Origin of the sequence: Streptomyces albus subsp. albus (assembly GCF_000719865.1) — a bacterium.
GTDB classification, from domain to species: domain Bacteria; phylum Actinomycetota; class Actinomycetes; order Streptomycetales; family Streptomycetaceae; genus Streptomyces; species Streptomyces albus_E.
Map to the genome: position 1 here is coordinate 56,851 of NZ_JOID01000023.1, position 12,917 is coordinate 69,767.

The following is a 12,917-nucleotide window of genomic DNA, read 5'->3' on the forward strand; positions in this document are numbered from 1 at the left end:
GCGCCGCGCCCCGGCGCCCGGGCAGCGGTGACGGGTATGCGGGGTTTCATCCTTCTTGCCCGGGAACCCGGCAGTCCTGGGCAACGGCCGCCTCCCGGCCGGCCGGCCCTCTGCGCGCCGTGCCGCAGCGGAGCCCGGCGCACGCACCCCCAGGAGCGGCAAGGAGAGAGCCATGGCGCACACGAGCGTCCCCCAGGTCCTGCACGCGATCAAGGACGTCGACTTTCCGGCCGGCAAGGACGAACTCATCCGGGCCGCGAAGGTGGGCGGTGCCTCCCAGGCGGCCGTGGCCGCGCTGCGCGGCATCCCGGCCGAGCGGTACGAGAACCGCGAACAGGTGGCCCACTCCGTCCGGGTCGACCCGGACTCCGACCTCGGCCACAGCCCCGGCCAGCAGGGTGAACAGGGCCGCAAGGGCGCCAAGCGGCATCTGTCCCGGCACCTGCGCGACGCGGACAAGCCCCCGGTCGAGGAGGAGCTCGAGCACCGGCGCAGGATGCCCGGCACCGGCCCCCGCCAGGGGCCGCGGCACCACTGAGTCCGTCCGGCCCGGCCGCCGGTCAGTTCGGCCCGACCGGCGGTCCGGACGAGCCGCCCGCTCGCCGGCCCGCGCCCGGAGTCCGGGCCCGTGCCCGGAGTTCCGGCGGACCGCCGACGGAGCCTCCGCGCGGAAGCGCCTCCGGGGTCCGCGGCACCATCGAGGCGGCCCGCCCGGCCCGCCCGGCCGACCCGGTGGCCCACCGGCCCGAGCCGGGAGCCCGGGCCCGTGCACGCCTCCCCGGCGAACGGCCACCCGAACCTCCCCGCGGAAGCGCCTCCGGGGTCCGCGGCACCCTCGAGGCGGCCGACCTGGCCCGCCCGGCCCCGTCCCGGACGGCCGAACGGTCGGCCGTCCCGAGCCGAAGGCCGGCACGCGCCCGGGTGCCCGGCGGCCCGCCGAAGGAGCCTCCCGCGGCCTCAGCGCGGAAGCGCCCCGCCCAGCCGGGCACCGGCCTCCGGGGCGCCGAAGGCCGACGGCCCGAACGAGACGATCCCGGTCGTGGTCAGCGAGTCGGCGGCGCCGCGCAGCACCCACACCGCGCCCGAGTCCCGGAATGAACCGTCCTCCAGGGGCGCGCCGGCGGCCAGGTCGTCCCGGCCGTCGCCGTCGGTGTCCTGCAGGGCGAGGGCCGAGCCGAAGCGGTCCCCGGCCTCGGCGATCCCCGGCACGCCGGCCGTGTCCTGGTGGAAGGCGCGCGCGCCACTGCCGGAGAGCCCGCCCGTGCCGCCCTTGAGCAGGACGACGGCACCGGCGTCGGCGCCCGCGGGCAGATCCTCGTGCGGCACGCCGACGGCGATGTCCGCGCGCCCGTCGCCGGTGCCGTCCCCGGCGGCGAGGGCCGCGCCGAACTGGTCGCCCGCCTCACCGGCGCCCGGCACGCCCGCCGTGTCCTGGTCGATGACCGCCGTCCGGGTGCCGGGGCCGTCCGCCGTGCCGTACACGACCTTGAGCGACCCCTCGTCGTACGGCAGGTCCTCGTTGACGCCGCCGGGCACCATCCGCATCACCAGGTCCCCGTACCCGTCGCCGTCCACGTCACCGATCACCGCTGTGGCGCCGCGGCCGGGGGAGGCGCTGCCGCGGGCGAGGCCGGTGGCGGTGCCGCGCCAGAAGATGGCCGGTTCGGTCATCTCCTCGAAGTCGTGCAGACTGACGAGGTCGTCCCGGCCGTCACCGGTGACGTCGCCCGCGACGAGGTCCCGGGGCTCGAACACCCGGCCGGTGGGCACGTCCGCCGTGCGGGCCGGGGCACCGGCGCGCGTGAACGGGCCGTAGAGGATGCGCAGGTCGCCCCATTCCTCGGAGAGCGAGCTGACGCCGACCAGGTCGGCGTGCCCGTCGCCGTTGAAGTCCCCGCCGGTCAGGCTGTCGCCGTTCGTTCCGGCGGAGACGGGCAGCACGGTGCCGCCGTCCAGGCCGAACCGGGAGCCCCACAGGACGGTGACGGACGAGGTTCCCGGGGTCTCCACGGCGAGGTCGGTGTAGCCGTCGCCGTCGAGGTCGCGGGCGACCGTGCGGTGGCCGAACCGGCCGCCGGCGGCCGGCGAGCCGGGGACCCCGGCCGTGGCCTGGCTGATGACGTGCCGCCGTTCGGTCTCCACACCGCCGGAGGAGCTGTACACCACGACGACGTACCCGGCCTCCGCCAGGCCGCCGATGGTGCCGCCGGGAGCCGAGGAGGCGACGTCGGCGTGGCCGTCCCCGTCGAAGTCGGGCTGCGGCGCGAGCCCGGCCGGGCGGGCGGCCGGCGCGCTCTCCCCGGCGTTCGCGGGGAGTGCCAGAAGGGACGGCGCGGCGGTGGCGAGGGCGGCCACGACCGCGCAGCGCGCGACGAGGGACGGGCGGATACGGCGACGCACAGAGGGCCTCCACGGGAGTCGTCACGGGAACGGAGCGCCGTGTGTTCACCGGGCCGCAAGCGTGTGTTGGCCCGGTGAACATGTCCGGCACATCTCTGACGACGACGGGACGGGCTGAAAGGTTGCGGTGCCATGTCACCGTTCAGCACGCCCCGGAGGTGCCCGAACTGACCTCTTCCGTAAGGCAGTTGATGCGGCGACGGCGGGACGCGCCGAACGGTTGCGGTGTCATGTCACCGTTCGGCACGCCCCGGTAGCAGTTCCGGCCGGTTCTCCCGTACGGGAGCCGGGCGGATGCGTCCCGTACGGAGCCGGGCGGACTCAGCCCCCGGCGCCGGACCGGGCACCCGCGTCGCCGGGGCTCCGGTCGGCGGCCGCCGGATCGTGGCGCAGCGCGCTGGGCCACCACACCGCCGGCCCGATGTCCCGGGTGAGCGCCGGCACCAGCAGCGACCGCACCACCAGGGTGTCCAGCAGCACGCCGAAGGCCACGATGAACGCGATCTGGACGAGGAACGCCAGCGGGATGACGACCAGCGCGGCGAACGTCGCCGCCAGCACCACCCCGGCCGAGGTGATCACGCCGCCGGTCGCCGTCAGCCCCTTGAGGACGCCCAGCCGGGTGCCCCGGAGCTGCGCCTCCTCCCGGACCCGCGTCATCAGGAAGATGTTGTAGTCCACCCCCAGGGCCACCAGGAAGACGAACCCGTACAGCGGCACGGACGGATCGACCCCGCCGAAACCGAAGACGTGCTCGAAGACGAGCGTGGCGACCCCGATCGTCGCCCCGTAGTTGAGGGCGACGGTGAGCACCAGCAGCACCGGCAGCAGCAGCGAGCGCAGCAGCGCCACCAGGATCACCAGGATGATGGCCAGCACCACCGGGACGATCACCTTCAGGTCGCGCTGCGCGGTGGTCTGGGTGTCGTACTGCTGCGCGGTGTAGCCGCCGACGAGGGCGTCCGCGCCGGGCACCTCGTGCACCGCGTCCCGGAGCCGCTGCACGGTCGCCCGGGCGGCGTTGCTGTCGGCGTCGTCCTCCAGCACGGCGTCGATCCGCACCCGTCCGTCCACGACCAGGGGCTCGCCCCCGCCGGGCCGCCCGGACTCGGTGACGGGCGCGGCCGCGGAGACGCCGTCCGTGCCGTTCGCGGCCCGCGTCACCTCCCGGACGCGGTCGGCGTCGGCGATGACGACCGCCGGATTGCCCGTGCCGCCGGGGAAGTGCTCGCTCAGCGTGCGCTGCGCGGCGACCGACGGCGCGTCGTTGACGAAGATCTCGCTCAGCGGCACCCCCTCCGACTTCAGCTGCGGCGCGAAGACGGCGAACAGGGCGAGCACCGCGAGGGTCACGGCCCAGATCTTCCGCGGCGCCCGGTCCACCCAGGCGGCGACCCGGGCCCAGATGCTGCCGCCCCGCGCCTCCGGGTGCTCCGGGTCCGCCACGGGCTTGGGACGGGCCGGCCAGTACGCGGCCCGGCCGAGGAGCAGCAGGGCGGCGGGCAGGAAGGTCAGCGCGGCGAGGACGGAGCAGACGATGCCGATGGCGCCGACCGGGCCGAGCGCCTTGTTGTTCGCCAGATCGCTGAGCAGCAGGGCGAGCAGGCCCAGCGCCACGGTGGCGGCGCTGGCCGTGATCGCCCCGGCGGACCGGCGCACGGCGGCGCGCATGGCGTCGAACCGCTGTTCCTTCAGGGGCAGTTCCTCGCGGAAGCGGGCGGAGAGCAGCAGGGCGTAGTCGGTGGCCGCGCCGATGACGAGGATGAAGAGGATGCCCTGCACCTGCCCGTCCACCCGCACCACATCGCGCTCGGCGAGGGCGTAGACGATGCCGGTGGCCAGCGACAGCGCGAAGACCGCGCTGAGGATGATGACGAGCGGCAGCAGCACACTCCGGTAGACCAGCAGCAGGATCAGCAGCACCACGCTGAGCGCCACCCCGAGCAGCAGTCCGTCGACGCCGGCGAAGGCCTCGGAGAGGTCGTTCTGGGTGGCGGCGGGACCGGCGATCCGTACCGACGTCCCGTCAACCCGCTCGGCCGCCTTCTCGATGCGGTCCAGGGCGGCGCCGGTCTCATCGCCCAGGTCGTCGCGGAGCTGGACCACGCCCTGCAGCGCCAGGCCGTCCTCCGAGGGCAGGGCGGGGGAGACCCTGCCCGTGACACCGGGGCTGTCGGAGAGCGAGGCCAGCGCGCCGGTGGCCGCCTCCCGCTGACCGCCCGTGATCTTCCCCTCGTCGGCGGTCCAGACGACGATCGCGGGCAGCGTCTCGCTCTGCCGGAACGCCTTCTGAGCATCGATCACCTTCGTCGACTCGGCGCTCTCGGGGAGGAAGGCCGACTGGTCGTTGGTGGCGATCTCGCTGAGCTTCCCGGCGTACGGCCCCAGGGCCCCGCCGATCCCCAGCCAGACGACGAGCAGCAGGGCGGGTACGAGCCAGCGGGCGGCTCGCGGTGTGGACGGCATCGGTCTCCCTCGGAGAGATCGTTCGGAACGCATCGCCATTCTCGTGCCCCCGATCCTCCCGGGAGTGCACGACGCCCCCCATTCGTGATCAGCCGTCCGCACGGATGCGGGCGGGGCGGCCCGGCCGCGGCGGGGGCCGTACGGGCCGCGGGCCGCCCGTACCAGCCGCGGCGGCCGGGTGCGGGTGCGGGTGCCCAGCGGGCCTGGAGCCTCGCCACCCTCCGGCGCACTCGCGTCGGAGGGCTAATCCCGTACGCCCGCCTGCTCGACCGCCGTCCGGCGCAGGGAGAGGCCGGCCGGGGCCACCGCCGAAACCACGGCGAGCACCGCGCAGGCACCCACGACCGTACCGAGCGCCGTCCACGGAACCACGATCGGGGTCCACACCGAGAGCAGACACAGCGCGCTCCACATGCCCAGCAGATTGAGCCCGGCGACCAGCGCTCCCAGCACCCCGCCGACCACGACGACCATCAGCGCCTCGGCACCCACCAACCGCAGCACCTGCCACCGGGTGGCTCCGGTCAGCCGCAGCACGGACAGCTCGCGCGTCCGGTCGGAGGTCGCCATGACCATCGTGTTGGCCAGCGAGATGCCGGTGTAGACGAGGGCGATCCCGAGGACCAGGAAGAAGCCCATCCGGGTCGTCCGGTTGCTCTCGGGGTACGTCGCCCGCACCCATGCGTCCCCGGCGAGGACCTCCCCGCCCGACACCCGCACCGCCTGACGCAGGCCGGCGGCCACGGTGCCCGAGCCGGCACCTTTCGCGAGGTGTACGTCGACCTGGTCGACGGGCGCCGCGGGGGCGTTGCGCGGGGTGACGTAGACGCCGTTGTTGCCGGTGCCGGTGGTCATGACCGCGGCGATCCTCAGGGACGTCCTCGTGCCGTCGCCGAGCCACACGTCAACCCGCTCGCCCACGGTGTGCTTCTCCCACTCCTCGTTGACGATGATCGAGTCATCGTCCAGATCGCTCACCTTCCCCGCCGCCAGCGGGAGACGGGCTGTCGCCGCGAGCCCTTGGGGATCGACGGCCCTGGCATCGGACCTGATGAGCGACGTGCCCTCCTCCAGTGCGTACACGGCGCTGGACGCGGTCGCGGAGAGCTCGGCCCCGGGCACGGCGTCCAGCCGCTGGAGCGTCGCCCTGTCGAAGCCGGCATCGCCCGCCGGGCTGACGACGAAGTCGGCGGTCGTCCGCTCACGGATCTCGGTGGCCTTCGCCTCGTTGAGCGTGGCCGTGGCGCCCAGCAGTGATCCCGCCAGCGCGACCGTGACCAGGACGGGGGCGGCGACGGCGGCCGTGCGGCGGACCCCGGTGGCGGCGTTCTCCCGCGCCAGCATGCCCACGGCGCCCGGCAGCCGGGCCGGCAGCCAGGCGAGCAGCCGGACCAGTGGCCGCACCAGCACTGGTGCGAGGAGCGCGACCGCGGTGATGAGCAGCATGGGCCGGCTCACATAGGTCTTGCGCCGCAGCAGGTCGCCCGGGTCCGTCACCAGGGCCAGGACCAGCGTTACCGCGGCGGTGACGAGCAGGGCCGCGCCGAACAGCCGACGGCCCCATGTCATCGTCCGGGTGTCCACGGACGCCTCGCGCAGCGCCTCGGTGGGACCCGTGCGCCCCGCTCGCCACGAGGCGGCCAGAACGCCGCACAGTGCCACGAACAGACCTGTCCCGAACGCCACGTGGTACGGCCAGGTGTAGTCGCCGATGGTGAACCAGCGCGGCGCGAGGCTCTCTTCGACCGCCCACGAGGCGAGCTTCGGCGCCCCGTGGTATCCGAGCACGCAGCCGGCGGCCGAGGCGAGCACACCGACCGCGAGCGCCTCGTGGACGACCATGCGGCGGATCTGCCCCGGGGTCGCCCCGGCGATCCGCAGCAGCCCGAACTCGCGGCGCCGCTGGGCCACCGCGAACGCGAAGGTCGAGGCCACCACGAACACCGATACGAACCCGGTGACGCCACCGGCCGTGCCGAACATGGCGTTCATCGCGGTGAGGGCCTCGCTGTCCCGGTCGGGGTCGGCGTCGGCGTACCGGCGCGCGTCCCCGGTGAGGACCTGGACGCCCTCGCTGCCGCGCACCGCCTCGCGCACGGCCGCCGCATCGGCGTCGACCACGAGCTGAAGGCTGCGCGGCGACAGTTCGGCGGCGCGGGTGTCGGTGTAGAAGATGGCGTTCTCGAAGCCGAGGCCGGCCACGGTGCCGACGACGCGCACCGTGCCGCCGCCGGTCCGCACCTGTGTGCCCGGACGGGCCCAGTCGCCGCTGATCACCGCCTCGTCCCCGGTCTCGGGCGCGCGTCCCGCGGCGAGCTCGTACGGCGCGAAGGCCGCAGTGGACCAGGGATGGCCCACCAGATCGGCGGGCCCGCCCTCGGCCCGCACGGCGAACGACCGGTCCTCGACGACTGTCCCCAGGTCCCGCAGCTTCGCCACCGCGTCGCCGGGCACGGAACGTGGATGCGCGAGCTTCCGGGAGCGGTCGCCGGCCGGGGTGGGCACCACGAGGGTGTCCTGGCCCTTGACGACGACCGGCGCGGCGGCGAACCGCTCCGGCCCTCGGTCGGGTGCGTCCAGCGAGGACGCCAGAGCCAGCCCCATGACGGCGATCAGCGCCACACCGAGGGACAGGGCGACGAAACTGCCGGCGAAGGTGACCCAGCGAGTGCGCAGGGTGCGCAGGGCGGTGCTCAGCACGGCACGGCCTCGACCCTGGTCATCCGCGCCGAGATGCCCTCCGCGGAGGCGCCGGTCAGCTCGCCGTTGACACGGCCGTCGACGAGGAAGACGACGCGATCGGCGTAGGAGGCCGCGACGGGGTCGTGGGTGACCATGATGATCGTCCGGCCGTCCCGGTCGACCATGCGGCGCAGCAGGGTCAGCACCTCGCGGCCGGTCCGCGAGTCGAGCGCGCCGGTCGGCTCGTCGCCGAACAGCACTTCCGGACGGGTGATCAGCGCTCGGGCCAGTGCGACCCGCTGCTGCTGGCCTCCGGACATCTCCGTCGGCCGGTGCCGCGCCCGGTCACCGAGTCCGACCTGTTCGAGCACCCCGCGCACACGGGCTTTCCCGGGACGGTGGCCGGCCAGCCGCAGCGGCAGGGCGACGTTCTGTTCGGCGGTCAGCGAGGACAGCAGGTTGAACGACTGGAACACAAAGCCGATGCGCTCGCGACGCAGCAGGGTCAGTCCGGTCTCGCTCAGCTCGCTCAGGTCGGTCCCGCCCACGGTGACCGAGCCCGAAGTGGGCCGCTCCAGACCCGCCGCGCACTGCAGCAGGGTCGACTTGCCGGAGCCGGACGGACCCATGACGGCGGTGAACGTCCCCTCCGGGGAAGCGAACGACACCTCGTCGAGAGCGGTGACGGCGGCGCTGCCCGAGCCGTAACGCCGGGTTACGGAGCACAGGCGGATCGCGTCGTTGGTCATGCGTTTCCCCTCATGTCGCTGTCGTTCCTGCCATCCCCGGCAGCCGCTCAGCCGGCCAAGCCGCCTTCGGACACCGCCGTCTCCGTCGTGTCGGCGGTGTCTCCACGAAACCGTGACGGCGCCTCACGGCGCAGTGGGGCAGGGACGAGACTTGAGGTAAGGCCAGACCTATCCTGCGGCCTCGGCCCCGCTCACCCCGGGCCGCGGTCGCCCGGGTGCCGTACGACGGCCTGCGGGGGAGAGCGGCAGGGGCCCGTATCTCCTCGCCCCGCCGGGGCAGGGCCTGCCGGGGGTAGGTCCGGCCCTACCCCCGGCCCGGGCCCTGGACCGATGGCGCCGGGCCGGTTCCCGCTCCTACGGTGCTCCCCATGCGTCCTCGGAATGTGTGGCAGGCCATGTCCCGGCCGGGCTTCCTGCTGTCGGCGTGGCCCTGGCGTTCCGTCGCCTATCTGCTCACCGGAGCGGCGGCCGGTGCCACCGCCCTGGTGGGGGTCGTGACGGTGGCGGCGTTCGCCGGGGCGCTCGCCATCACGGTGGTGGGACTTCCCCTGCTCGTGGTGGTCGCGCTGACCGGAATTCCGGTGGCCTGGGTGGAGCGGCGCAGGCTGAGCCTGATCGACTGTGATCCGGCACCCGGACGGCACCGGGGGCCGGTCGCGCCGGGCCTGTGGGCCTGGCTGACCACCCGGCTGCGCGAACAGGCGACGTGGCGGGAGCTCGGGTTCGTGCTGCTGTTCGCCGGGCTGCTGTGGCCGGTTGACGCCTTGGTGCTCACGGCGGCCCTTCTCTTCCCCCTGGCTATGGTCGCCACCCCGCTGCTGATGGCCACGGTCGGCGACGGCCAGGAGACCAAGGTGCTCAAATTGTGGACGATCACCACGTGGCCCACCGCGTACGGCGTCGCCCTGCTGGGCCTGGTCCTCATGGGCCTGTGCGCTTACGCGCTCGGCGTCGCGGCGGGTGCCCGTGCCGGGCTGACCCGGCTGCTGATCACCTCCCACGAGGGCGAACTCGACGCAAGGGTGACCGAGTTGACCCGGTCCCGCTCCCGGTTGGTGCACGCCTTCGAAGCGGAGCGGCGCCGCATCGAACGCGATCTGCACGACGGCGCGCAACAGCGGCTGGTGGCCCTGACGATGGCCCTGGGCCTGGCACGGCTGGACGCACCGCCCGGTCAGTTCGCCGACCACCTCGCCAAGGCCCATGAGGAGGCGGACAAGGCTCTCGCGGAGTTGCGCGAGCTCATCCACGGCATCCATCCCAGGGTCCTCGCGGACTACGGTCTGGAAGCCGCGGTCGCCGACGCCGCGGACCGCTCCGCGATCCCCGTCGACATCGACCTCGAACTGCCGGGCCGACTGCCCTCAGCGGTCGAATCCGCGGCGTACTTCGCGGTCTGCGAAGCGCTCGCCAACGTCGCCAAGCACAGCGGCGCCGGCCGTGCGCAGGTGAGCGGATGTCACCGAGACGGCCGCCTGTTCCTCCAGGTGCGCGACGACGGCACAGGCGGCGCCGATGCCTCGCTGGGCAGCGGGCTCACCGGCCTCGCGGACCGGGTGTCCGTCCTGGATGGCAGACTTGCCCTGGCCAGCCCGCCGGGGGGACCGACGCTGTTACTTGTGGAGTTTCCTTGCGAGTTGACCGAGGGAGACCATCGCTCCGCGTAGTGCTGGCCGAGGACAGCGTGCTGCTGCGGGAAGGACTCATCGGTCTGCTCGGCCGCTCCGGCAACGAGGTGGTGGCCGCCGTGGCCGACGCGGAGTCGCTGGTCGCCGCAGTTGAGGAGCACGCCCCCGACATCGTGGTGACGGACGTGCGGATGCCGCCCGGTTTTCAGGACGAAGGGCTGCACGCGGCGGTGCGGCTGCGCGAGAAGCGGCCGGCTCTGCCGGTTCTGGTCCTCAGCCAGTACGTGCAGCGGACCTACGCCGCTGAGCTGCTGGACTCCGGCGACGGTTCCGGGGTCGGTTACCTGCTGAAGGACCGTGTCGGCCAGGTCGAGGAGTTCGTCGACGCCCTGCACGAGGTGGCGGACGGCGGGACCGTGGTCGACCCGGAGGTGGTGCGCCGCCTGCTGCGCCGTCGCCGCGATCCGCTGGAGCGGCTCACGCCGCGCGAGCGCGAGGTGCTGGCGCTGATCGCGGAAGGCAGGTCCAACAGCGCGATCGCGAAGGAGCTGGTGGTCTCGGAGGCCGCGATCGGCAAGCACATCAACGGCATCCTCACCAAGCTGGACCTGCCTCCGGCGGACGGGACCCACCGCAGGGTGCTGGCCGTTCTGGCCTACCTGCGGGCCTGACCGGCGGCCGGGCCGGGCCGCGCGGACCCGTGTGGTGTTCCCGGAACGTCCGGGTTGCGGGGAGCCGGAGGCCCGCCGGAGGCGCCCGGTGGCACGGCCACCGGGCATGCAGGGTGAACCCCCGCTCCGCGGAGCCGGGCCGCCTCCGGGGACTGCCGGCCCACTCGCCGGCAGGCGGTGCCCGAAGGCGCCCCGCCCCCCGCTCAGCCCAGGTGCATGCGGCGTCCCGAGACGTGCTCCGGGGTGATGAGCACCCAGCGGTCGCGCCCGTCGCCCGCCCATGGCTCGCGGGGCGCCCGCTCGTCCAGCAGGGCGGCCTCGTGGCCGGTGGCGGCCCGGGCGCGGCCCGTGACCAGGACGCTCCAGCCCTGGCTCAGCATCTCGTCCACGTCGTCGACCTCGAAGGCGACCTCCTGCTCCGGTGCGGTCGCGGCCGGGGTGCCGGGCCGGGCCCGGAAGGCGATCGTGTCGTCCAGGACCAGGTAGTTCACCGGGATGATCACCGGGCCCTCCGCGCCGGAGACGGCGACCCGGCCCACCCCGTGCGAGGCGAGCCGGTCCCGGCACTCCTCGGGGCCGAGGTCGCGCAGCTGCGGATAGTCACCGGGCCGGCCCCGCTCCGGCGGGGGGCAGGGCAAGCCGCCGCGCAGCGCCGCGACCGTCGTCTCCAGCGCCCCGGCCAGCTTGAGCAGGCCCGGGCCGCTGGGGTCGGCGGGGTGCTCCTCCAGATACTCCAGGTAGCCGGGGGCCATCCCGGCCCGGGTCGCCAGCTGCTCGCGGCTGAGACCGAGGCGTTCGCGCTGGCGGGCGACGCGCCGTCCGATGTCGCCGCCGTCGTGTGCCGCTCGGTGGGCTGCCTTGTGGGACACAGCGATCGCATCCTCTCGCCGGTTCGGGGCCCGGCCCGGGTACCCACCGGAGCGGAGGACTATCACCCCCCGGGCGGCCCCGATGCCCGGCCGCCTCCCGACGGGACCGTGCCCGCCGCCTCAGCCCTCCTCTTCCCCCTCCGGGCCGTCTCCGGCCTCCGCCTCCGTCGCCGTCCCCGCCGCCCCGGCCCCCTCGCCGCTCCCCCCGCCGGGCCGGAGCACCGTGCGGATGTAGTCCTCCACGGTGGCCTCCAGGCCCACGTCGTGACGGGCCCGCTCCGACAGCAGCCAGCGGTGTTCCAGCAGCTCGTGGTAGATCTGCGCGATGTCGGCCGAGCCGCGCAGCTCGCGTGGGACCAGGCGGACGGCGGGCCGGAACACGTCCCGCACCCAGCGGTGGGCCAGCACCTCGGGGCGTGCGCCGAGCGGGTCGCCCGGCGCGTAGTCGTCCTGCGAGACCATCCAGGTCTCCAGGTCGCGGAGCAGGCTGCGCGCCTGGTTCTCCTCGGCGTCCATACCCGTCAGCCGGAGCAGCTGCCGCTGGTGGTGTCCGGCGTCGACGACCTTCGGGAGGAACGTCACCGCGTCGCCGTCGGGGGTCGCCTGGATCTGCATCTCCGCCACGTCGAAGCCGAGGTCGTTGAGGCGGCGGATGCGGCGGTCGATGTAGTGCCGCTTGGCGAGCGGGTACACCGACTGGCGGGTCAGCTCGTGCCACAGCTCCCCGTACCGCTCGGCGATGGCCGTGCCGAACTCGACCGGGTCCACCGAGGGGTGCAGGGAGCCGCCCGCCTCCAGGTCCATCAGCTCGCCGGATATGTTCACCCGGGCGATCTCCAGGTCGTACTCCCGCTGCCCGCGGCTCAGCTGGGGCTGGAGCTGCCCCGTCTCGGCATCGACGAGGTAGGCGGCGTACTCGCCCGCGTCGCGCCGGAAGAGGGTGTTGGAGAGCGAACAGTCGCCCCACGCGAAGCCGCTCAGGTGGAGACGGACGAGGAGGACGGCGAGCGCGTCCAGCAGCCGGTTGATGGTGCCGGGCCGCATCGTCGTCTCGAACATCGAGCGGTACGGCAGCGAGCCGTCCAGATGCCGGGTGATGAGCACCGGCTCCAGCGGCTCGCCGCTCGCGTCTCTCCGCCCGGTGACCACCGCGAGCGCGTCCACGGCCGGTACGGCGAGCCGGTCCAGGTCCCGCAGCAACTCGTACTCCCGTACGGCCGCCCACTCGCCGACCTCCTTGACGGCGACCACCTCGTCGCCCGCGCGGGCGAACCGCACCACATGGCGGGAGATGCCGCGCGGCAGCGCGACCAGGTGCTTGTCCGGCCACTCCTCCAGCGGCACGCTCCACGGCAGATCGAGGAGGTCGGCGGGATGCTCGGGGGAGGTCGCGGTGATCTGGAGTTCCATGGGGCCAGTCTGCGGCAGGCCGACGGCGCACCGGGAGGGCGA

9 protein-coding genes are annotated in these 12,917 nt (G+C 74.2%); 3 read left to right on the forward strand and 6 right to left on the reverse strand.

Going from position 1 to position 12,917, the window contains the following annotated elements; genetic code table 11:
• The first annotated feature begins 172 nt into the window (after nucleotides 1-172).
• Nucleotides 173-538: a DUF2795 domain-containing protein gene (locus tag IF83_RS0122610; RefSeq protein WP_051723175.1), complete on the forward strand. Its 366-nt coding sequence runs from the start codon at nucleotides 173-175 to the stop codon at nucleotides 536-538.
• Nucleotides 539-957: 419 nt separating this feature from the next.
• Here the strand turns inward: IF83_RS0122610 and IF83_RS0122615 are convergent, their stop codons facing one another.
• The 4 genes from IF83_RS0122615 to IF83_RS0122630 all read right to left on the reverse strand — a co-directional run bounded on the left by IF83_RS0122615 (nucleotide 958) and on the right by IF83_RS0122630 (nucleotide 8,297).
• Nucleotides 958-2,400 (reverse strand): FG-GAP-like repeat-containing protein, encoded by a 1,443-nt coding sequence (locus tag IF83_RS0122615; protein WP_030546993.1) that lies wholly within the window; start codon nucleotides 2,398-2,400, stop codon nucleotides 958-960.
• Between the two features lie 321 nt (nucleotides 2,401-2,721).
• Complete coding sequence (locus IF83_RS0122620) at nucleotides 2,722-4,866, reverse strand: MMPL family transporter (protein WP_051723177.1); 2,145 nt, start codon at nucleotides 4,864-4,866, stop codon at nucleotides 2,722-2,724.
• A 243-nt stretch (nucleotides 4,867-5,109) separates the two neighbouring features.
• Entirely contained in the window at nucleotides 5,110-7,566 is a 2,457-nt protein-coding gene (locus tag IF83_RS0122625; protein WP_030546999.1) for an FtsX-like permease family protein, read from the reverse strand.
• On the reverse strand, nucleotides 7,560-8,297 hold the full coding sequence (locus tag IF83_RS0122630) for an ABC transporter ATP-binding protein (protein ID WP_030547000.1): 738 nt from the start codon (nucleotides 8,295-8,297) through the stop codon (nucleotides 7,560-7,562). The genes IF83_RS0122625 and IF83_RS0122630 overlap by 7 nt, the downstream gene beginning before the upstream one ends.
• A gap of 368 nt (nucleotides 8,298-8,665) precedes the next feature.
• Between IF83_RS0122630 and IF83_RS0122635 the strand changes: the two genes are divergently transcribed.
• Together IF83_RS0122635 and IF83_RS0122640 are read left to right on the forward strand one after the other, a co-directional pair.
• Nucleotides 8,666-9,964 carry a sensor histidine kinase gene (locus IF83_RS0122635; protein WP_394297365.1) on the forward strand — a complete coding sequence of 433 codons (1,299 nt, stop codon included), beginning with the start codon at nucleotides 8,666-8,668 and terminating at the stop codon, nucleotides 9,962-9,964.
• A complete protein-coding gene (locus IF83_RS0122640) occupies nucleotides 9,964-10,596 on the forward strand; it encodes a response regulator transcription factor (RefSeq protein WP_030547004.1) in 633 nt (210 codons plus the stop codon). Before IF83_RS0122635 ends, IF83_RS0122640 begins: the two co-directional genes overlap by 1 nt.
• Before the next feature lie 203 nt (nucleotides 10,597-10,799).
• Here IF83_RS0122640 and IF83_RS0122645 read toward each other — a convergent pair whose 3' ends face one another.
• Both IF83_RS0122645 and IF83_RS0122650 read right to left on the reverse strand, forming a co-directional pair.
• Nucleotides 10,800-11,465 (reverse strand): helix-turn-helix domain-containing protein, encoded by a 666-nt coding sequence (locus IF83_RS0122645; protein WP_244177175.1) that lies wholly within the window; start codon nucleotides 11,463-11,465, stop codon nucleotides 10,800-10,802.
• A gap of 120 nt (nucleotides 11,466-11,585) precedes the next feature.
• Nucleotides 11,586-12,875 carry a DUF4032 domain-containing protein gene (locus tag IF83_RS0122650; RefSeq protein ID WP_078843754.1) on the reverse strand — a complete coding sequence of 430 codons (1,290 nt, stop codon included), beginning with the start codon at nucleotides 12,873-12,875 and terminating at the stop codon, nucleotides 11,586-11,588.
• Nucleotides 12,876-12,917: the final 42 nt, after the last annotated feature.